Source organism: Curtobacterium sp. MCBD17_019 (genome assembly GCF_003234555.1).
GTDB lineage: Bacteria > Actinomycetota > Actinomycetes > Actinomycetales > Microbacteriaceae > Curtobacterium.
The window spans coordinates 108,914-128,568 of sequence record NZ_QKTT01000008.1 but is presented as its reverse complement, the minus strand read 5'-3'; the positions used below and the strand labels follow the sequence as shown (position 1 = coordinate 128,568).

Annotated in this window: 18 protein-coding genes; 10 read left to right on the top strand and 8 right to left on the bottom strand. The window is 73.8% G+C overall.

What is annotated here, in order from left to right:
• Positions 1-48: 48 nt before the first annotated feature.
• Together DEI82_RS09520 and DEI82_RS09515 are read right to left on the bottom strand one after the other, a co-directional pair.
• The gene (locus DEI82_RS09520) at positions 49-1,818 is read right to left on the bottom strand and encodes a biotin carboxylase N-terminal domain-containing protein (RefSeq protein ID WP_111013479.1); all 1,770 of its coding nucleotides are present in this window, start codon (positions 1,816-1,818) and stop codon (positions 49-51) included.
• Positions 1,819-1,914: 96 nt separating this feature from the next.
• Positions 1,915-2,679: a nucleoside triphosphate pyrophosphatase gene (locus tag DEI82_RS09515; protein ID WP_111036613.1), complete on the bottom strand. Its 765-nt coding sequence runs from the start codon at positions 2,677-2,679 to the stop codon at positions 1,915-1,917.
• A gap of 14 nt (positions 2,680-2,693) precedes the next feature.
• Here DEI82_RS09515 and DEI82_RS09510 point away from each other — a divergent pair, with 14 nt between their 5' ends.
• From DEI82_RS09510 to DEI82_RS09495, 4 genes are all read left to right on the top strand, one after another.
• On the top strand, positions 2,694-3,941 hold the full coding sequence (locus DEI82_RS09510) for a class I SAM-dependent RNA methyltransferase (protein ID WP_111036612.1): 1,248 nt from the start codon (positions 2,694-2,696) through the stop codon (positions 3,939-3,941).
• Between the two features lie 144 nt (positions 3,942-4,085).
• A complete protein-coding gene (locus DEI82_RS09505) occupies positions 4,086-4,766 on the top strand; it encodes a response regulator transcription factor (protein WP_258368518.1) in 681 nt (226 codons plus the stop codon).
• Positions 4,756-6,030: an ATP-binding protein gene (locus DEI82_RS09500; protein ID WP_111013475.1), complete on the top strand. Its 1,275-nt coding sequence runs from the start codon at positions 4,756-4,758 to the stop codon at positions 6,028-6,030. Before DEI82_RS09505 ends, DEI82_RS09500 begins: the two co-directional genes overlap by 11 nt.
• Complete coding sequence (locus DEI82_RS09495) at positions 6,027-7,091, top strand: hypothetical protein (RefSeq protein WP_111036611.1); 1,065 nt, start codon at positions 6,027-6,029, stop codon at positions 7,089-7,091. The genes DEI82_RS09500 and DEI82_RS09495 overlap by 4 nt, the downstream gene beginning before the upstream one ends.
• Before the next feature lie 292 nt (positions 7,092-7,383).
• On the opposite strand, the gene DEI82_RS09490 is transcribed toward DEI82_RS09495, so the two are convergent.
• Positions 7,384-7,647 carry an acyl-CoA carboxylase epsilon subunit gene (locus tag DEI82_RS09490; RefSeq protein ID WP_111036610.1) on the bottom strand — a complete coding sequence of 88 codons (264 nt, stop codon included), beginning with the start codon at positions 7,645-7,647 and terminating at the stop codon, positions 7,384-7,386.
• Positions 7,644-9,257: an acyl-CoA carboxylase subunit beta gene (locus DEI82_RS09485; protein ID WP_181435168.1), complete on the bottom strand. Its 1,614-nt coding sequence runs from the start codon at positions 9,255-9,257 to the stop codon at positions 7,644-7,646. Before DEI82_RS09485 ends, DEI82_RS09490 begins: the two co-directional genes overlap by 4 nt.
• 131 nt (positions 9,258-9,388) lie before the next feature.
• Here DEI82_RS09485 and DEI82_RS09480 point away from each other — a divergent pair, with 131 nt between their 5' ends.
• From DEI82_RS09480 to DEI82_RS09470, 3 genes are all read left to right on the top strand, one after another.
• On the top strand, positions 9,389-10,180 hold the full coding sequence (locus tag DEI82_RS09480; RefSeq protein WP_111036609.1) for a biotin--[acetyl-CoA-carboxylase] ligase: 792 nt from the start codon (positions 9,389-9,391) through the stop codon (positions 10,178-10,180).
• Positions 10,181-10,184: 4 nt separating this feature from the next.
• Complete coding sequence (locus DEI82_RS09475; RefSeq protein ID WP_181435167.1) at positions 10,185-10,748, top strand: PH domain-containing protein; 564 nt, start codon at positions 10,185-10,187, stop codon at positions 10,746-10,748.
• Between the two features lie 110 nt (positions 10,749-10,858).
• Complete coding sequence (locus tag DEI82_RS09470; RefSeq protein ID WP_111036607.1) at positions 10,859-12,166, top strand: UDP-glucose/GDP-mannose dehydrogenase family protein; 1,308 nt, start codon at positions 10,859-10,861, stop codon at positions 12,164-12,166.
• A gap of 48 nt (positions 12,167-12,214) precedes the next feature.
• On the opposite strand, the gene DEI82_RS16000 is transcribed toward DEI82_RS09470, so the two are convergent.
• On the bottom strand, positions 12,215-12,952 hold the full coding sequence (locus tag DEI82_RS16000; RefSeq protein WP_146242880.1) for a hypothetical protein: 738 nt from the start codon (positions 12,950-12,952) through the stop codon (positions 12,215-12,217).
• An 80-nt stretch (positions 12,953-13,032) separates the two neighbouring features.
• Positions 13,033-13,512 (bottom strand): GtrA family protein, encoded by a 480-nt coding sequence (locus DEI82_RS09460; protein WP_111009529.1) that lies wholly within the window; start codon positions 13,510-13,512, stop codon positions 13,033-13,035.
• A 62-nt stretch (positions 13,513-13,574) separates the two neighbouring features.
• On the opposite strand from DEI82_RS09460, the gene DEI82_RS09455 reads away from it, so the two are divergent.
• From DEI82_RS09455 to purE, 3 genes are all read left to right on the top strand, one after another.
• Complete coding sequence (locus DEI82_RS09455) at positions 13,575-14,759, top strand: 5-(carboxyamino)imidazole ribonucleotide synthase (protein WP_258372024.1); 1,185 nt, start codon at positions 13,575-13,577, stop codon at positions 14,757-14,759.
• A gap of 200 nt (positions 14,760-14,959) precedes the next feature.
• Entirely contained in the window at positions 14,960-16,666 is a 1,707-nt protein-coding gene (locus DEI82_RS09450) for a glycoside hydrolase family 6 protein (RefSeq protein WP_111036605.1), read from the top strand.
• Positions 16,667-16,828: 162 nt separating this feature from the next.
• Entirely contained in the window at positions 16,829-17,296 is a 468-nt protein-coding gene (gene purE, locus DEI82_RS09445) for a 5-(carboxyamino)imidazole ribonucleotide mutase (RefSeq protein WP_111009629.1), read from the top strand.
• A 71-nt stretch (positions 17,297-17,367) separates the two neighbouring features.
• Here the strand turns inward: purE and DEI82_RS09440 are convergent, their stop codons facing one another.
• Together DEI82_RS09440 and DEI82_RS09435 are read right to left on the bottom strand one after the other, a co-directional pair.
• Entirely contained in the window at positions 17,368-18,510 is a 1,143-nt protein-coding gene (locus tag DEI82_RS09440) for a glycosyltransferase family 1 protein (protein WP_111009531.1), read from the bottom strand.
• Positions 18,511-18,601: 91 nt separating this feature from the next.
• On the bottom strand, positions 18,602-19,615 hold the full coding sequence (locus tag DEI82_RS09435) for a lysylphosphatidylglycerol synthase transmembrane domain-containing protein (RefSeq protein WP_146242879.1): 1,014 nt from the start codon (positions 19,613-19,615) through the stop codon (positions 18,602-18,604).
• Positions 19,616-19,655 lie beyond the last annotated feature (40 nt).

Here is a 19,655-nt window from a genome sequence, read left to right as displayed (position 1 = left end):
GTGTGGAGCCGCGCCGCGCCTCCCGGCGTGTGGAGGACCAGGGCCGCGCTACGCGAGCTCGAGCAGCACGTGTCCCGAGGACACGGTCTGCCCGACGGGCGCGTTCACGGCGCGCACGACGCCGTCGCGGTGCGCCTGCACGGGCTGCTCCATCTTCATGGCCTCGAGCACGACGAGCAGATCGCCCTTGACGACCTCCTGGCCCTCCTCGACGGCGAGCTTGACGACGGTCGCCTGCATCGGCGAGGTGACGCTCGCGCCGGACGGACCACCGGCGCCGCCGCCCCGGACCGTGGAGGTGCGGCGCTTCGGGGGAGCGGTCCGGTGCCGGGGGGACGCCGCGACGCCGACGACGCTCGGCATCGTGACCTCGATCCGCTTGCCCGCGACCTCGACGACGACCCGTTCGCGCGCCGGCGGCTCGGGGAGCGCCTCGGGCTCGCCCGACCACGCGGGGATCTCGTTGACGAAGTCGGTCTCGATCCAGCGGGTGTACACGCTGAACGGTGCGTCGTCGGCGGTGGCGAACGCCGGGTCCTCCACGACGGCGCGGTGGAACGGCAGGACGGTCGGGAGGCCCGTGACCTCGAACTCGGCCAGCGCACGACGCGAACGCTCCAACGCCTCGGCGCGCGACGCTCCGGTGACGACGAGCTTGGCGAGCAGCGAGTCGAAGGCACCGGTGACGACGTCGCCGGAGACGACGCCGGAGTCGACGCGGACGCCGGGACCGGACGGGGAGTGGAACACGTGGACCGGGCCGGGCGCGGGGAAGAAGTTGCGGCCGGGGTCCTCGCCGTTGATGCGGAACTCGAACGAGTGCCCACGGGCCTCCGGGTCCGGGTAGTCGAGCGTGCCGCCCTCGGCGATGCGGAACTGCTCGCGGACCAGGTCGATGCCGGTGACCTCCTCGGACACCGTGTGCTCGACCTGCAGGCGCGTGTTCACCTCGAGGAACGAGACGGTGCCGTCCCGACCGACCAGGAACTCGCAGGTGCCCGCGCCGAGGTAGCCGACCTCGCGCAGGATGGCCTTCGAAGAGGTGTACAGCTGCTCGGTCTGCTCCGGCGTCAGGTACGGTGCCGGGGCCTCCTCGACGAGCTTCTGGTGGCGGCGCTGCAGCGAGCAGTCACGCGTCGACACGACGACGACGTTGCCCTCGGCGTCGGCCAGGCACTGGGTCTCGACGTGGCGCGGTTCGTCGAGGTACTTCTCGACGAAGCACTCGCCGCGTCCGAACGCCGCCACGGCCTCGCGGGTGGCGGAGTCGAACAGCTCGGGGATCTCCTCGCGGGTCCGGGCGACCTTGAGGCCACGACCGCCGCCGCCGAACGCCGCCTTGATGGCGACGGGCAGGCCGACCTCGTCCGCGAAGGCCACGACCTCGGAGACGTCCTGGACCGGCTCGATGGTGCCGGGTGCGAGCGGCGCGCCGACCGCCTCCGCCACGTGCCGGGCGGACACCTTGTCGCCGAGCCGCTCGATGGCCTCGGGCGACGGGCCGATCCACACGAGTCCGGCGTCGATCACCGCGCGGGCGAAGTCCGCGTTCTCGGCGAGGAACCCGTACCCGGGGTGCACGGCGTCGGCACCGGAGCGTCGGGCGACGGAGACGATCTTGTCGATGACGAGGTAGGTGTCGGCGCTCGTCGTCCCGTTCAGCGCGTAGGCCTCGTCGGCGAGGCGGGCGTGCAGGGCGTCACGGTCCTGGTCGGCGTAGACGGCGACCGAGGCCTTGCCCGCGTCACGTGCCGCTCGGATGATCCGGACCGCGATCTCGCCACGGTTCGCGATGAGGACCTTGCTGATACGGGGCATGAGAACTCAGCGTATTCGCGCCCCGGGTGCCCCCATTGACCGGCATGCACAAAGAAGGCGTGGTCCGGCCGTGCGGTTGCTACAACGCCCTCCGGGTCAGGCGGTGGCCCACAGATCGTGCCAGGCGATGCCGAAGCCGTGGCGGAGCATCGACCGCAGCATGGGCAGCGACAGTCCGACGACCGCGCTCGGGGCACCGTCGATCCGGGTGATGTACGCGGCGGCGGCGCCGTCGATCGTAAACGCGCCCGCGACCTCGAGCGGCTCGCCGGTCGCCACGTACGCCGCCACCTCGTCGGGGTCGACGTCGTCGGCGAAGGTGAGCCGCGCACCGTCCACCGCCACGACGGTGTCACCCTCGATCCGCATGCCGGGAGGAACGGCACCGGCCCGGCCCGCCGGTCCCGCATGCGCACCGGTCGCGTGGTCGTCGGCGGTCGTCGACGCGGCCGTACCGGAGCCTCCCGGCCGGTCCCGTCGGCGGTCGACGACGCAGTGGCCGGACCACAGGGTGCCGCCGCCGGCCGCGAGCATCCCGCGCCACCGCTCGCGCGCGACGACCGGGTCGTGGGGTTTGCCGTACAGGTGGCCGTCGACCTCGAACGCGGAGTCGCCTCCGAGGACGACACCGTCCACGGGGGAGCCGGCGATCGACCGGTCCGCGACGGCGCGGGCCTTCGCGACGGCGAGCAGCGACACGAGCTCGGGGCCCGTGAGCGCCCAACCGAGGCGCTGTGCCTCGGCGGCGGCGGTGGACTCCTCGTCGACGCCGGGCGCCACGAGGACGGGCTCGATCCCCGACTGGGCCAGGAGGGCCCGCCGTGCCGGGGAGGTGCTCGCGAGGTACAGGCGGGTGCGCATGCGACCATCGTTCCATGGGTGACCAGGTCGGAACGCTGCTCGAACTCGACGTCACCGGGATCGCGCACGGCGGGATCACGGTGGCGCGGCACGAGGGACGCGTCGTGTTCGTGACCGACGCGATCCCGGGCGAGCGGGTCGTCGCCCGGGTGGGTGAGGACCGGAAGAAGTCGTTCTGGCGCGCGGACACCGTCGAGGTGCTCGCGCCGTCACCGCACCGTCGTCCGCACGTCTGGGAGGCCGCCGCGATCGAGCGCGATCCCGCCGAGCGGGCCGGTGGTGCCGAGTTCGGACACATCGCACTCGAGCACCAGCGGGCACTGAAGCAGCAGGTCCTCGTCGAGGCGTTCGCGCGGTTCGCGCACCTCGACCTGCCCGACGTCGAGGTCGTCGCCGCGCCCGGGGACGACGCCGCGGACGGTCTCGGCTGGCGGACCCGCGTCCGGCTGCACGTCGACGAGGACGGCACGCCCGGCCCCTTCGCCGCGCGCTCGCACCACGTCGTCGCGGTGCACGACCTGCCGCTCGCGGCGGCCGCCGTCGCGGCGGCCGCACCGCTCGGCGCGAGGACCATGCCGGGCGCGGCCGTGGTCGACGTCCTGGCCCCGTCGGAGGGGTCGGGCGAGGGTCGGCTCGTCATCGACGCGCAGGCACCCACCGTCGTGCACGAACGGGTCGGCGAGCGGGTGTTCGCCGTCGACGACACGGGGTTCTGGCAGGTGCACCGTGCCGCACCCCGGGTCCTGACCGACGCCGTCCGGCGCGCCGTGGATCCGGACCGGCTCGACCCCCAGGGCCACCACCTCGACCTGTACGGCGGCGTCGGGCTGCTCGCGGCGGCGCTCGGTGACCTCGTCGGAGGTGGATACCGCGTCACGAGCGTCGAGAGCGCCGCGGCCGCGACCGAGCACGCCCAGGAGAACCTCGCCGAATGGGTCGGAGCGCGTGCCGAGACGGGGCGCGTCGACCGGTGGCTGCGGCGCACGCTGGACACCGTCGGGCGGACCGAGCGGGACCGGTTCGCCGCCGGCACCGTCGTGCTCGACCCGCCGCGGGCCGGGGCCGGGAGGGACGTGGTCGAGTCCGTCGCCGCGCTCGCGCCCGCCCAGGTCGTGTACGTCGCGTGCGACCCCGTCGCGCTGGCGCGCGACGTCGGCACGTTCGCCGAGCTCGGGTACCGGCTGGACGACGTCCGCGGGCACGACCTGTTCCCGCACACGCACCACGTCGAGGCCGTGGCGCGGCTCGTCCCCGAGGTCTGACCCCGTCCTCGCCGTCCCCCGAACCGCGGACCGGAACCGAGCCCGATGCTGGTGGCGGCCTGAGTACGATGGTGACGGCGAGCGGAACAGGGGCCGCACGCCGGAAGCGAGGCGACCGTGGCATCAGGAACGACGTCCACCAGCGTGGACCACACGAGCACGACGACCAGGCCGGTCCGGGTCGCGATCGTCGACGACCACGAGTCCGTCCGGCTCGGCATCCAGGCTGCGTGCCAGGCCGAGGGCTACGAGGTCGTGCTCACCGCCGCGAGCGTCCCGGAGTACGTCGAGGCCCTCGCCGGGCGCGAGGTCGACGTCGTCGTGCTCGACCTGTCCCTCGGCGACGGCTCGACCGTGACCGAGAACGTCAAGCACGTCCAGGGCACGGGGGCCGCCGTCCTCGTGCACAGCATCGCCGACCGCGTCGCGAGCGTCCGAGAGGCCCTCGCCGCCGGTGCCGCCGGGGTCATCCCGAAGTCCTCCGCGACGAAAACCGTCATGGCCGCGGTCGCGACCGTCGCGCGCGGGGACGTCCTCAACAACCTCGAGTGGGCGAGCGCCATCGACGCCGACCGCGACTTCGCCAAGGCCCAGCTCGGGCGTCGCGAACGCGAGATCCTGCACCTGTACGCGTCCGGGCTGCCGCTCAAGCTCGCCGCCCAGCAGCTCGGCATCGGCTACTCCACCGCGCGCGAGTACCTGGACCGCATCCGCGTGAAGTACGTCGAGGTCGGACGCCCGGCCCCCACCAAGGTCGATCTGCTGCGCCGTGCGGTCGAGGACGGCATCCTGCCGGGACTCGACGCGGACGGCGATGGTCGCTGACGCCGCACCGCCGGTCGCGGCGGACCCGAGCCGGAGCATCCGGCCGGCCATCACCGCGACCACCCTCGAGCGGGCCATCGCGGTCATGCTCGCCGCGGCGGCCCTCGGGTTCGGCGCGGTCACCGTCCCGCCGGTGCTCCAGCAGCTCCCGTCGCTCGACCCCGTGTGGGGACTCGTCGTGGCGCTCGTCGTCTGCGCCTCGATCGTGTTCGTCGGGGCGACGGCCGTCGTCCGCCGGCTCGCGCGGACCGCGCAGATCGTCGTCGCGGTCGTGTTCCTCGTCGCGCTCGTCACCTGGCCGTTGACGGTGCCGGGGAGCCTCCCGCAGGCGCAGGTGCCCTGGCTCTGGTGGTTGTGCAACGTCGCGACGATCGCAGCCGCCATCGCGTTCCGCACGTGGCAGATCGCAGCCGTCTACAACGTCCTCGTGCCCGTCGCCTACGTCGTCGTCCGGATGACCCCATCGGGTGGCGCCGTCTCGCTGCCCCGCGCCGTGCTCGACGGCGTGTACGTCATGATCCTCGGGGGCGCGGCCCTCGTGCTCATCGTCGTGATCCGCCGTGCCGCCGCCGCCGTCGACGCCGCGCAGGCGACCGCGGTGCAGCGCTACGCCCGTGCCATGCGCGAACACGCCATCGAGCTCGAGCGGGTGCAGGTCGACGCCATCGTGCACGACAGCGTGCTCACCACCCTGCTCTCGGCGGCGCGCGCCGACACCCCCGAGGCGAAGACCCTCGCGGCGACGATGGCGCGGAACGCGATCGCCCACCTCGACGCGGCGGCCGCGCGGGGCGGCCCCGCCGTGGTGCCGCCGGTGCCGTTCTCCGCGGTCCGGTCCCGCGTGGTGGAGACCGTCGGGGCGCTCGCCGCCCCCGTGGACGTCCGCTCCCAGGACGTCGACGACCGCGACCTGCCGGCGTCGGTCGCCGAGGCCCTCGCCGCCGCGACCCTGCAGGCCGCGGTGAACAGCGTGCAACACGCGGGCGACGACGCCGTCCGTCGGTGGGTCACGCTCATCGGGATCGGCGCCGCCGGCGTGCGCATCGAGATCGGCGACGACGGCGCCGGGTTCGATCCGGGGGCCGTGCCGGCCGAGCGGCTCGGCGTGCGTCGGTCCATCATCGAGCGCGTCGGGGTCGCCGGCGGGGAGGCGCGGCTCGTCAGCGCGCCCGGCCGTGGCACCCGCGTCGTGCTCACCTGGGCGCCCGCGGCCGCGCCCGCGTCCGTCCCGGTCGAGGCGGCTCCGTCGCGGGGTGGACGATGAGGGCCTCCCTCCCCGCCGGCGTCGCCACCGCGCTCGCCGCGATCTTCTCGCTGTACCACCTGGTGCTCGCCGTGACGTCCTTGTCCGAGGTCCGGGACGTCCAGCCGGTCATCGCGTGCATGGTCCTCTACGTCGCCGCCACCGCTGCCGCCCTCGTCACGACGGACGGCACGCTCCCGGTGTGGTCGGCCTGCTTCGCGCTCGCCACGTCGGTCGTGATGCCGCTCGTCATCGCGCCGGAGGTCCCCCCGGCCTCGGTCGGCACCGGGTACGCGACCTGGTACGTCGCGGCCGTCGGGACGCTCATGGTCATCCTCGTCGTCCGCCAGCGCACGGCGTTCGCGTGGATCGGCGTCGGGTTCCTCGCGCTCCACTCGGTGCTGTGGGCGGGACCGGGCGGGCTGGCGTCGCTCGGGGTGATCGGGAGCCTGTCGTGGGTGGCCATCGCGTCGGCGTTCGTCGCGGCGATGAACGGTGCGACCCGCGTGCTCCGCGACTTCGTCCGGGCCGAGCAGGAGACCGTCGACTGGCAGGCGGCACAGGACGCCCACGTGCACGAGCGGCAGTTCCGGCTCGAGCAGACGACCCGCATGGCGCTGCCGATGCTCCAGCGGATCATCGCCACCTGCGGGGACCTGTCCGCCGAGGAGCGACTCGAGTCCGTCAACCTCGAGGGTGCCATCCGCGACGAGATCCGGGGGCGGAGCCTGCTCTCGGACGAGGTCCGGCACGAGGTCATGGCGCTCCGGCGCGCCGGTGCCACCGTCCAGCTCCTCGACGAGGGTGGTCTCGACGAACTCGAGGACGAGGACCGCGCGCGCGTCCACGCGGAGCTGGCGCGGGGCCTCCGGGCTGCCGCGGGTGCCGACACCGTGGTGATCCGCACCGTTCCCGGGGGATCGGACACCGCCGTCACGGTCGTCGGACTCCGCCTGGACGGCGACGCGAGCGAGTCCGCGGCGCTCGGAGCCGGTCTCGACGACGAGGACGGCGACGAGGACGACTCCGTCGTGCTGTGGCTCGAGATCCCACGGCACCTCGACCCGCGCCCGGCCGGCTGAGGGACGGCGTCCCGCGACGCTCACGCGCCTCGTGGAACGACGAAGCGGGCCGGTGGTCCACCAGCCCGCTCGTCGAAGGGAACGAGTCAGAGCGACAACCCGAATGTCGCTCTGACTCGACGGGAGCGACGCCGAACCCGAATCGGTCGTCGCTCGGCGATGTTCCTCGAAGAGGCACATCGAACACTTCGATGATGACACGGCCGCGGTCCCGGGACAGTCGTCATTTCGGGGGACATTCCTGGATGTCGTACCCCGGAATGTCGGGACGCGGCCGCGGCGGTGCCCGGGATCAGCGGAGCGAGCGGGACCAGGTGCTGGCGGCACCCGACGGCATCGTCCGCGGAGAGCGGCTGGCGGCCTCCCACCCGGCGCGGGGGTCGACCGACACCACGGTGCGGCCGCGCGCCGCTGCGGCGTCGGCGGCAGCGCGGAGCACGGCCGTGACGGCCGCGATGTCCTCGGGTGTCGGCGACCCCGCGACCACCGAGAGGTCGATCCCGTCGGCGCTCCCCGGGCCTCCCGGCCGGTCCGACGCGTTCGCGTCGGCGCTCACAGCGGGATGTTCCCGTGCTTCTTGGGCGGGAGGGCCGCACGCTTGCCGCGGAGGGCGCGCAGGGCCTTGACCACGGCGACCCGCGTCGCGTGCGGCTGGATGATCCCGTCGAGCTCGCCGCGCTCGGCGGCCAGGTAGGGGCTCGCCACGTTGTACGTGTACTCGTTGGCGAGCTGCGCCCGGACCGCGGCGACGTCCTCGCCGGCCTCCTCGGCGCGCTTGATGTCGCTCCGGTAGAGGATGTTGACGGCGCCCTGGCCGCCCATCACGGCGATCTCGGCCGTCGGCCACGCCAGGTTGATGTCGGCGCCGAGCTGCTTGGAGCCCATGACGATGTAGGCCCCGCCGTACGCCTTGCGCGTGATGACCGTGACGAGCGGCACCGTGGCCTCGGCGTAGGCGTACAGGAGCTTCGCGCCGCGCCGGATCACGCCCGTCCACTCCTGGTCGGTGCCCGGCAGGTACCCCGGGACGTCCACGAGCGTGAGGATCGGGATGGAGAACGCGTCGCAGAACCGGACGAAGCGGGCCGCCTTCTCGCCGGCGTCGATGTTCAGGGTCCCCGCCATCGCCTGCGGCTGGTTCGCGATCACGCCGACCGTGCGTCCCTCGACGCGACCGAACCCGATGACGATGTTCGGTGCGAAGAGCGGCTGGACCTCGAGGAAGTCGCCGTCGTCGACGACGTGGTCGATGATCGTCATGACGTCGTACGGCTGGTTCGTCGAGTCCGGGATCACGACGTCGAGCTCCCGGTCCGCGTCGGTGGTCTCGAGCTCGACCGCGGTGTCGTAGGCCGGGGCGTCGGACAGGTTGTTGTCCGGCAGGAACCCGACCAGCGAGCGGGCGTAGTCGAGTGCGTCCTGTTCGTCCTCGGCGAGGTAGTGCGACACCCCGGACACCGCGTTGTGGGTCTGCGCGCCGCCGAGTTCCTCGAACCCGACGTCCTCGCCGGTGACGGTCTTGATGACGTCCGGTCCGGTGACGAACATGTGGCTCGTCTTGTCGACCATGATCACGAAGTCCGTGAGGGCGGGGGAGTACACCGCGCCCCCCGCGGCCGGACCCATGACGATGGAGATCTGGGGGATGACGCCGGACGCGGCGGTGTTCCGGCGGAAGATCTCGCCGTACTTGCCGAGTGCGACGACGCCCTCTTGGATGCGCGCGCCACCGGAGTCGAGGATCCCGATGATCGGGACACCCGTCTTGAGCGCCAGGTCCATGACCTTGACGATCTTCTCGCCCGCGACCTCGCCGAGTGATCCGCCGAAGACCGTGAAGTCCTGCGCGTACACGGCGACCTGCCGGCCGTGGATCGTGCCCGTACCCGTGACGACCGCGTCGCCGTAGGGGCGCTTGGCGTCCATGCCGAAGGCGGAGGTGCGGTGCCGCACGAACTCGTCGAGCTCGACGAACGAGCCCTCGTCGAGGAGCGCCGCGATGCGCTCGCGGGCGGTCATCTTGCCCTTGGCGTGCTGCTTCGCGATCGCGGCCTCGCCTGCGGCGGTCACGGCCTCGTGGTACCGCACCCGGAGGTCGGCGAGGCGCCCGGCGGTGGTCGACAGGTCCGGCGCGTCCACGCCGTTGGGGGACTCGGGGGTGCTCACCCGATCACCCTACCGGCCGGTCGAGCGCCGTCCGTTGGAGGGTCCCCACGGTTCCTGGGGGTCGGAGTGCACGGTGTCATGCAACCGGTGGACGTGCTCCCGGCGGGGGCGCGACCCGTACATTGGCTCGCATGTCGTTCGAACGATCCCGTGCCGCCGGGGTGCCGCTCACGGTCGTCGCGTCGACGGGGTCGACGAACGCAGATCTCCTCGCCACCGCCCCGGCGACCGATCACCTCGCCGCGCTGGCCACACTCGACCAGACGGCCGGGCGCGGGCGGCTCGACCGCGTGTGGACGGCGCCGCCCGGTCGCACGCTCGCGGTCAGCGTGCTCGTCCGTGCGGACCTCGACCCGGTGGCGCGGGGCTGGCTGCCGCTCGTGGCCGGCGTGGCGATGCGGGACGCGGTCGCGCCGCTCGTCACGGCGACCGCGGTCGCCGTGAAGTGGCCGAACGACGTGCTCGTCGACGACCGGAAGCTGTGCGGGATCCTCGCCCAGGTCGCCGCGGACGGGTCCGTCGTCGTGGGCGCGGGCGTGAACCTCACCCTGACCGAGGACGACCTGCCCACACCCGTCGCGACGTCGCTCGCGCTCGCCGGTGCGCGTGGGGGCGCCGACGACCTCGCCGACGTCGTGCTGGCCGGCTTCTGGACGCGGTTCCGGGAGGCCGTGTCCGGTCTGTCCGCGGACCTGCCCGCCGTGCGCGCCCGGGTCCGTGCGGCGTGCGGAACCATCGGACGCGAGGTGCGCGTCGAGCTCCCGGACGGATCCGTGCTCGAGGGGACCGCGACGGACCTCGACGACGAGGGGCGTCTGGTCGTCGAGGGGCCCGGCACTGCGTCCACGCCGGGAGCAGGCCGTGCATCCGGTGCCGTCACGGCGATCGCCGTGGGCGATGTGACGCACCTGCGGTATGCATGACGCCATGCCCGACGAGGACGGACCCAGCGAGCGCGTCGTCGCCCGGATCCGGCCCTCCGGGCGCCAGTTGGTCCGGCCCGTCGTCGCGCTCCTCGTCGCGGCCGCGGGCTACGGCTCCGGTCACGGCGTGTTCCACGCGCAGTGGGCGTGGGTCGACCTCGTCGTGTCGGTGGCGGCGCTCGTGGTGCTCGTGCTCGGGGCGCTCGTGCCGTTCCTCCGCTGGTTGTCGACGCGGTTCGTCGTCACCACGCACCGACTCGTCGCGCACGAGGGGGTCCTCATGCGGCACCGCACCGAGGTGGTGCTGACGCCATCGCTCGTCGTGTCCGTGCACCGCTCGATCGGCCAGCGGCTCTGCGGATCCGGGGACGTGGTCGTGCAGGGGGCGTCGGACCGTCCGGTGCTGTTCTGGGACGTGCCGGGTGTCGCGCTCGTGGCGGCCGCCGTGCAGGAGCTCGCCGGCCGTGCCGCACCGCCGCCCGCCGCGCACGCCACCGGTCCGACGTGGGAGGAGATCCTCCGCGGCCCCGGGTCCGACGACGTCGGACCCGGAGGCGCTCGGCCGTGACGCACCGGTGATCCGGGGTCCGGGCCCACGGGGACACCGGGGGTGGGGCGCCGGGTGAGGCCCCGGTGCGTCCGGCCGCTCGGGTCGGCGCGCTCCGGTAAGTTCGTCGGGTGCGCATCTCAGTGATCGGCTGTGGGTACCTCGGTGCCGTCCACGCCGTCTCCATGGCCAAGCTCGGACACGAGGTCGTCGGCGTCGACGTCGATCCCGTCAAGATCGCGGCGCTGTCCCGCGGTGAGGCACCGTTCTTCGAGCCGGGACTCCCCGAGATCCTCAGCGAGGCCCTCGCGACCGGCCGCATCCGGTTCACGACGGAGATCGCGGACGTCGCGGGGTCCGAGGTGCACTTCCTCGCCGTGGGGACCCCACAGGGTGCCGACGGCGCGGCCGACCTCCGGTACGTCGACGCGGCGGTGGCCGCACTGCTGCCGCACGTCGGTGCCGGACAGCTCGTCGTCGGCAAGTCGACCGTGCCGGTCGGCACGGCGGCGCGCCTGGCGGACGACCTCGCCGCGGCCGAACCCGACGCGACGCTCGTCTGGAACCCCGAGTTCCTGCGCGAGGGCTTCGCCGTGCAGGACACGATCAGCCCGGACCGGATCGTGTACGGCGTGCCGGACGGGGTCGAGGGTGAGCGCGCGGTCGAGGTGCTCGACGACGTCTACGCCGCGGCCCTCGCCGCGGGGACGCCCCGACTCGTGGTCGATCGCGCGACGGCCGAACTCGTGAAGGTGAGCGCGAACGCGTTCCTCGCGACGAAGATCTCGTTCATCAACGCGATGGCCGAGATCGCCGAGGTCACCGGCGCCGACGTCACCGCCCTCGCCGACGCCATCGGGCTCGACGCCCGCATCGGCCGGCGGTTCCTCAACGCGGGCCTCGGGTTCGGGGGCGGGTGCCTGCCGAAGGACATCCGTGCCTTCCGTGCCCGGTCGATCGAACTCGGCCTGCCGCACACGCTCGACTTCCTCGAGGACGTCGACGCCGTCAACCTGCGGCGTCGCGACCGCCTCGTGGACGTCGCGACGGAGCTCCTCGGCGGTGACGTCCAGGGCCGCCGCGTCGCGGTGCTCGGTCTGGCGTTCAAGCCCGACTCGGACGACGTGCGCGACTCCCCGGCGCTCGACATCGCGGCACGACTGCGGGCGGCGGGGGCCGTGGTCGTGGCCTACGACCCCGAGGCCGTCCACACCTCGCAGCGCGTCCATCCCGAACTCACCTACGCCGAGAGCGCCGCCGAGGCCCTCGGCGGTGCCGACGTCGTCCTCGTGCTGACCGAGTGGCAGGAGTTCCGGGACCTCGAGCCGGCCGCGGTCGGTGCCCTCGTGGCGGCCAAGGCGATCGTCGACGGCCGCAACTGCCTCGATCCGCAGGCCTGGCGGCAGGCGGGGTTCACGTACCGCGGCATGGGGCGCTGACCGGAGTCCGACGCTCCACCGGCCGCCCGGTCCGCGCCCGCCCGTCCGTCAGGCCGTCGAGACGACGCTGCCGGTCGTCGCGTCGACGACGACCGTGTGGGTGGTGCCGCCGGCACTGACGAGCACGGTCCACCGGTGCGACGATCCGGCGGCGCCGAGGCGGAGGGACGTCACCCTGCCGCCGTCGACCGCGGCGGTCGCCGTCGTGGCGGCGTGGGCGACGTCGACGCGTGCCGCCGTCGCCGCGGCGGCGTCCGCGGCCTGCGTCGCGGCGTCCACCTGCTTCGGGAAGGGGCCGCTGATCACCCGTTCCGTCGTCCCCGAGACGACCGACTGCGTCTCGGCCCCGCCGGTCCCCACGACGAGCACGGTCCACCCGTCGGCACCGGACTTCGAGAACGCGATGACGGTGCCACCACCGGCGGCCGTGACGCCCTGCGCGGCGATCCCGGCGACGTCGACCGGCGCTGTCGTCCCGGTGCCGGCCCCGCCCGAGGACGACGACCCGCCGGAGCCGGACCCGCCGGCACCCGCGGTCGCTCCCGGGTCGGCTGACGCCGGTCCCGATGGCGCGCCGCTGCTGATCGGGGCAGCACCCGCCGTCGCACCCGTCGCGGTGGTGGCGTCGCCGGTCGGGTGGGGCGTCGCGCTCGCGCCGTGCGCGGTCCGTGTCGGTGTCGGGTCGCCGCCGCCGCTGCACCCCGTGAGGGCGAGGGCCACGCCGACCCCGAGTGACACGACGACGGGCAGCGGGGCGAGACCGCCCCGACGGCGAGAACCTGGCATGGCCCGATCCTGGCAGGCGGGCCCCACCCGACCCGGCAACGGCCGGGAGGGTCGTGGAACGCGCCGACGACGGCTCGCGGTCAGGGCGTTGTGTCGGCTGCGACCGCGGGGACGCTGCGGTCCTGCGTGTCCAGGGTGCGGTCCGGGTGGTACACCCACACCTTGTACAGCCAGAACCGGAAGGCCGTACCGAGCACGAGGCCGATCACGTTCGACGAGATGTTGTCCGCGAGCGCGGAGTGGTAGCCGAGGACGTAGTGCGAGATCCAGAGGCACCCGAGGGAGATGAGCATGCCGCCGAGTGACACGACGACGAACTCGATGCCCTCACGCACGGCCACGGAACGGCGCTGGTGTCGGAACGTCCAGTAGCGGTTCCCGACCCAGTTCACGAGGATCGCCACCGTGGTCGAGATGAGCTTGGCGAAGAAGGGACCGGCGTGCACGTGCTCGGGGGCGAGGACGGTGAGGCGGAGGAGGTTGAACAGGCCGGTGTCGACCACGAACCCGACTGCTCCGACGATGCCGAAGCGCGCGAGCTGTGCGAAGAGACGCCGCACGGGCCCTCCCGGTTCCGTAGAGTTGTGGCCGGCGGATGCGAGAACGGCCGCCGCGAGTCTAGATGACGCTCTGGGATCGGTCCCGGTCGTCGTGGAGGGAACACACGGACATGGCGTTGCGCGTCGGCGTGATCGGTGGCGGACAGCTGGCCCGGATGATGGTGCCCCCGGCCGTGGAACTCGGCCTCGACATCCGGGTGCTCGCGGAGCAGCCGGGCATGGCGGCCTCGATCGCCGCGACGGCCACGGGTGACTACCACGACGCCGCGACCGTGCTCGCCTTCGCGCGCGAGGTCGACGTCGTGACGTTCGACCACGAGCACGTGCCCCAGGACGTGCTGGCCGCGCTCGTCGACGCCGGCGTGGCCGTGCGTCCCGGCCCCGCCGCCCTCGCCGTGGCGCAGGACAAGATCGTCATGCGCACGCGGCTGTCGTCGCTCGGGTTGCCCGTGCCGGACTGGGCCGCCGTGCACGACGCGGCCGAACTCGGCGCCTTCCTCGACGCCCACGGCGGCCGCGCGGTCGTCAAGACCGCCCGTGGCGGGTACGACGGCAAGGGCGTCCGCGTCGTGACGGCGTCCGACCAGGCCGACGACTGGTTCACCGCCCTGGCCGAGACCGCCTCGGGTGACGCGTTGCTCGTCGAGGAGCTCGTCGCCTTCACGCGGGAGTTGGCCCAGTCCGTGGCGCGGCGTCCCTCGGGCGAGGTCGTCCCGTGGCCCCTCGTCGAGACCGTCCAGCGCAACGGCGTGTGCGCCGAGGTCATCGCGCCGGCGCCGGGCAGCGCGGGGCGGATCGCGGACACGACCGAGGACATCGCCGTCCGCATCGCCGAGGAGCTCGACGTCACGGGCGTGCTCGCGGTCGAGCTGTTCGAGACCGACGATGAGCGGATCCTCATCAACGAACTCGCGATGCGGCCGCACAACACCGGGCACTGGTCCATCGACGGTGCCACGACGAGCCAGTTCGAGCAGCACCTCCGCGCGGTCCTCGACCTGCCGCTCGGAGCGCCGGGCATGCACGCGCCCATCGCGGCCATGGTGAACGTGCTCGGCGGGCCGGCCGACGGTGACCTCGCGGCGCGCTACCCCGCCGCACTCGCCGAGTTCCCCGAGGCGAAGTACCACTTCTACGGCAAGGCGCCGCGGCCGGGGCGGAAAATCGGCCACGTCACGGTCACGGGCGACGACGTCGACGACGTCGTGTTCCGTGCCCGGGCGGCCGCAGCGCACTTCGAGGACTGACGGGCGGCCGCGCGACGGCCCGGCGCCGTCCCTCCCGACCGGCGCCGTCCCCCGATGGGGGATCCCCCGGACTGGGCGGTGCACAGGGGTGACCACTGCTGTTGTCATGGACAACAGCCAGTCACGTGTGCTCCCGACGCACGTTCCACCCCGTGCGTCCCCGACGCACGACCGCGCCCACCACGCCGTCAGGAACGTCCATGCTCCGCTCTCTCTGCGCCGCGACCGCCGGGATCGTCGCGGCCGCCGCCGCGGTCGTCTCGATCGCCGTCGTGCCCGTGTCCGCGGCGTCGGCCGCGTCGGGCACACCCCTCACCGCCGCCACGGTCCACAGCGCCGCGTCGAGCGGCGTCTTCGCCGGCGGACCGTACCGCGAGCCCACGAGCCAGGCGGCCCAGGCGGCCAGCAGCCTCGCGGCGGCGGGCGACAGCAGCGGGGCCGCGGCCGCCCGCGCCATCGCGCAGTACCCGGTCGCGATCTGGCTGGGCGAGTGGTACTCGAACGCGCAGCTCGTCGACCTCCTCACCTCGACGGAGGCCGCGGCGGCCGGGGCGGGCACGACGCCCGTCTACGTCACCTACGCGATCCCGAACCGCGACTGCGGCGGCTACTCGTCCGGCGGCATGACCGCGACGCAGTACACGCGGTGGGTGGACCTCATCGCATCGACCCTGCGGGGGAAGCGAGCGGCCGTGATGGTCGAGCCGGACTCCCTCGCGATGCTGAGCAGCTGCCCCGACGAGGCGACGAGCCGGTACGCGCTCCTGTCGCACGAGGTCAGCGCCTTCACCGCCGCGGGGGTCCCGGCGTACCTCGACGGGGGGAACTCGAACTGGGTCCCCCCGGCCACCATGGCGCAGCGCCTCCGTTCCGCGGGTGTCGCCGATGCGCGCGGCTTCTTCAGCAACGTCGCGAACTACTACCCGACCGCGCAGGAGCAGGCCTACGACCAGCAGGTCTCCGCGGCGACGGGCGGCGCCCGCTACGTCATCGACACGTCACGCAACGGGCAGGGCTGGCGGGGCACCTGGTGCAACGGGCCCGGAGCCGGACTCGGCGCGGCCCCGCGCGTCGTCGACGACGGCACGGCGCTCGACGCCCTCCTGTGGGTGAAGACCCCCGGCGCGAGCGACGGTTCCTGTGGCGGTGCGCCCGCCGCGGGCGAGTGGTACCCGAGCTACGCCCGGGCCCTCGTCGCGAACGCCGTGCTGGACCCGAACGGCACCGTGAGCGCGAGCTCCGGCAACGGCGGCACGACCGCGCCCGCGGGATCCGCCCCGAAGGGGTCGTTCGACCGCGCCACCGCGGTCACGGCCGGTGTCACCGTCCAGGGATGGGCCTTCGATCCCGACGCGACCCGAACGCCCCTGTCCGTCCGGATCACCGTCGACGGCGCGGCGACCACGATCACCGCGAACGTCACCCGGCCCGACGTCGCGCGCGCCTACGGCGTCACGGCCGCGCACGGGTTCTCCGCCACCGTCCCGGCGACGAGCGGGAAGCACGCGGTCTGCGCGAGCGCGGCCGGGGTCGCGGGCGGCGGCGACAGCAGCCTCGGATGCAGGACCGTGACCGTCCCGTCCGTCAGCCCGAAGGGGTCCTTCGACTCGGCGACCGGCGTGGCCGGTGGCATCCGGGTGGCCGGATGGGCGTTCGACGGCGACCAGACCGGGACCGCCCTCACCGTCCGGGCCGCCATCGGGTCGACGACGACCACGTTCACGGCCGACACGACGCGGAAGGACGTCGCGCGGGTGTACGGCGCGGGGGCGTCCCACGGCTTCACCGCACTCGTCCCCGCGGCGGCCGGGTCGCGGAGGGTCTGCCTGACGGCGGTGAGCGTCGGCGGTGGCGCCGACACGAGTCTCGGGTGCAAGACCGTCACGGTGCCGAACACGAGCCGGTAGGCCCACCGACCGCGGTGGCCGGTGTGCCGGCGCGGCCATCTCGACGCGCGGACGGACGGACGAACGGACGGACGGATCGCGGCCGGGTGGCCCGTCCCGCGCCGGTAACATCGACCCGTGACCGACACCACCGCACCGCCGACCCCGCTCGTCGCGATCGTCATGGGATCCGACTCGGACTGGCCGACGATGCGCGCGGCCGCCGAGATCCTGACCGAGCTCGGCATCCCGTTCGAGGCGGACGTCGTCTCCGCCCACCGCACGCCCGACAAGATGATGCGGTTCGGTCGGGAGGCCGCCGGTCGCGGCATCCAGGTCGTCATCGCCGGCGCGGGTGGTGCGGCGCACCTCCCCGGCATGCTCGCCGCCGTGACGACGCTGCCCGTCATCGGCGTCCCCGTGCAGCTCGCGCGGCTCGACGGCCTCGACTCACTGCTGTCGATCGTGCAGATGCCCGCGGGAGTACCCGTGGCGACCGTCTCGATCAACGGCGCGGCCAACGCGGGGCTCCTCGCGGCCCGCATCATCGGTTCCGCCGACGCCGCCGTCTCGGCGCGTCTGGCCGACTACGCCGCGGGACTCGAGGACCTCGTCGAGCAGAAGGCGGCAGCGCTCCGCGCGCAGCTCTGAGGGGTGCCGGGCCGACCACGGCGTCCCGGGCGACGCGGCGAGTCCGGTGACGGGCCTCCCGCGCGTGCCGCTCAGAGGTCGGCGTGCAGGTGCCAGACCTCGGCGGCCGAGTCGCGCCAATCGAACATGCGCGCGCGGTCGGGACCGGCGACCCGGAGCTGCGCGGCGAGCGCCTGGTCGCCGACGACCTGGAAGATCGCGTGGGCGAGCCGTTCCGGGTACGTCTCGATGGGGTTCGTGTCGACCACGACCGCGGCGTCCGCGGCGACCTCGCGCACGGCTGGCGCGTCCGAGTGGATGACCGGCGTGCCGAGGCTCATCGCCTCGATCACGGGCAGGCCGAAGCCCTCGGCCAGGCTCGGGAACACGAACACCGACGCGCGGGCGTAGACGACCGCGAGGTCGGCGTCCTCGATCCGTCCGAGGACCTTGACGCGGTCCGGGGCGAGGCCCGCGGCGGCGGCCGTGCCGGCCACGTCGACGTCGCCCCAGCCGTCCGGACCGCTGATGACGAGCGGGAGGTCGGCGGGAGCATCGGGGCGCGCCATCGCCGCGATGAGGTGCCCGAGGCCCTTGCGCGGTTCGAGCGTCCCCACCGCGAGCACGTACCGTTCCGGGAGGCCCAGGCGCTCGGCCCGCACGTCGGCGTCGACCGGGACCCGGAGGCGCCCGCTCGGCGCTCCACCGATCACGCGGAGGCGGTCCTCGAACCGGTGGATCTCGTTGAGCTCGGCCGCGACCGCGTGCGTGGGCACCACGACGGCGTCCGCGTACTTGTACGCGCGCTTCACCATCGCCTTGTGGAAGTGGACACCGCGGGGCGTCAGGGTCTCGGGGTGGGTCCACGGCACGACGTCGTGCACCGTGACGACCGTCTGCCGGCCCGGCTCCAGACCACGGTCGTGCTTGACCAACGGGGCGAGCACGCTCGGCGCGTGCACCATCCCGCGGCTGGCGCCGTGGGCGAACCCGCCCTGCCAGGCGAGCGAGAGCTCGCGGCGGGGCAGCGACAGGCGCTCGAGGTCCGCCAGGCCCGGCAGGAGCGTCCGGATGTGCGCCAGGTCCCCGGCGTCGACGGCCGACACGATGCCCTCGACGTCGCAGCCCGCCGGTGCGGTGGCGATGAGTTCCCGCGTCAGTTCCTCGGCGTACCGCCCGATCCCGCCCGGCACCGGGGCCACGATCTGGTCGACGATCACGCGGAGGGTGGTCATGGGGCTGTTCGGTCTCCTGGAGTTCGCCGACGACGCGTCGGACCCGGTCTCGCTCGGCCCGCGGACGTCCCCGGCAGGCCGCACGAACCTATCAGTGCTGCCCTGGAGTTCCGCGAGAGCCGAGCGCGCCGAGGTCGTCCCGTTCGGTCGGGACCGCGACGGGCGGCACGGGACGGTGCCGCCGGTTCAGCACGAACACGGCCGCGAACACGACGTCGACGACCGTGAGCAGCACCCGGGACATCACCGCGACGCTCACCGCGGTCCCGCTGGCGAGCGGCACGCCCGCCACGAGCAGCGCGGTGAGCGTGGCCTCCCGCCCGCCGAGCCCGGCCGGCAGGAAGAACACGACGAAGCCGACGAGCCACGCGAGCGCGTAGCCGCCGATCACGAGCAGGAACACGCCGGGGCGGAGGTGCGCGAGCGGCGACAGGACGAGGGCGATGTGCGTGCCGAACAGCCCCCAGGCGAGCGCCGCCCACCCGAACGCGCGGGCCAGGGTCGGGTAGGGGATCGTGAGCTGACCGAGCTCCCGACGCGTCACCCGTGAGGCCAGGCGCATGCCGAAGCCGAGCACGGACGGGTGGAGTGCGGCGACGACGATGGGCACGAGCAGGAGCACGAACCAGTAGGTCCGGAAGGCGCCGGGGGCGACGAACGGGATCGTGACGGCCGCCACGCAGACGCCGGCACCGCAACTGACGAGCAGGGTCAGCATGCCGACGGCGACGCTCTTGGCCGCGGGCACCTTGTGCTCGCGGCCGAGGTCCGCCTGCGCGACGATCGGCCACACCGAGCCCGGGATGTACTTGCCGATCTGTGACAGGAAGAACACGCGCTGCGCGGCACCGAGCGGGAGGCGGTGCCCCGCGCCGGCCAGGAGGCTCCGCCAGGACAGGAACGTCACCCACGTCGCGGCGAACCCGAGCAGGAGTGCGAGCGCGAGCGGAGCCGGACGCTGCCGCGCGAAGGCGGCGGCGATGTCGTCCGCGCGCGGCACGAGGAACGCCACGCACAGCGCCAGTGCGAGCACGAGGGCGACGACGCGGATGACGGTCCGGCGGCTGCGTCGCGGGGCGGGCGGCGTCTCGGGGCTCGTGGTCATGATCACCTAGGGTAGTTCGCGGCCGATGACGCATCGGCCC

What these genes read in the sequence shown, in the direction of transcription:
- DEI82_RS09455 (WP_258372024.1), top strand. Translation starts at nt 13,575, where the DNA reads ATGACGCTCTGGGATCGGTCCCGGTCGTCGTGGAGGGAACACACGGAC.
- DEI82_RS09450 (WP_111036605.1), top strand. Translation starts at nt 14,960, where the DNA reads ATGCTCCGCTCTCTCTGCGCCGCGACCGCCGGGATCGTCGCGGCCGCC.
- DEI82_RS09520 (WP_111013479.1), bottom strand. Translation starts at nt 1,818, where the DNA reads ATGCCCCGTATCAGCAAGGTCCTCATCGCGAACCGTGGCGAGATCGCG.
- DEI82_RS09515 (WP_111036613.1), bottom strand. Translation starts at nt 2,679, where the DNA reads ATGCGCACCCGCCTGTACCTCGCGAGCACCTCCCCGGCACGGCGGGCC.
- DEI82_RS09480 (WP_111036609.1), top strand. Translation starts at nt 9,389, where the DNA reads ATGTCGTTCGAACGATCCCGTGCCGCCGGGGTGCCGCTCACGGTCGTC.
- DEI82_RS09500 (WP_111013475.1), top strand. Translation starts at nt 4,756, where the DNA reads ATGGTCGCTGACGCCGCACCGCCGGTCGCGGCGGACCCGAGCCGGAGC.
- DEI82_RS09435 (WP_146242879.1), bottom strand. Translation starts at nt 19,615, where the DNA reads ATGACCACGAGCCCCGAGACGCCGCCCGCCCCGCGACGCAGCCGCCGG.
- DEI82_RS09510 (WP_111036612.1), top strand. Translation starts at nt 2,694, where the DNA reads ATGGGTGACCAGGTCGGAACGCTGCTCGAACTCGACGTCACCGGGATC.
- DEI82_RS09495 (WP_111036611.1), top strand. Translation starts at nt 6,027, where the DNA reads ATGAGGGCCTCCCTCCCCGCCGGCGTCGCCACCGCGCTCGCCGCGATC.
- DEI82_RS09475 (WP_181435167.1), top strand. Translation starts at nt 10,185, where the DNA reads ATGCCCGACGAGGACGGACCCAGCGAGCGCGTCGTCGCCCGGATCCGG.
- DEI82_RS16000 (WP_146242880.1), bottom strand. Translation starts at nt 12,952, where the DNA reads ATGCCAGGTTCTCGCCGTCGGGGCGGTCTCGCCCCGCTGCCCGTCGTC.
- DEI82_RS09440 (WP_111009531.1), bottom strand. Translation starts at nt 18,510, where the DNA reads ATGACCACCCTCCGCGTGATCGTCGACCAGATCGTGGCCCCGGTGCCG.
- purE (WP_111009629.1), top strand. Translation starts at nt 16,829, where the DNA reads ATGGGATCCGACTCGGACTGGCCGACGATGCGCGCGGCCGCCGAGATC.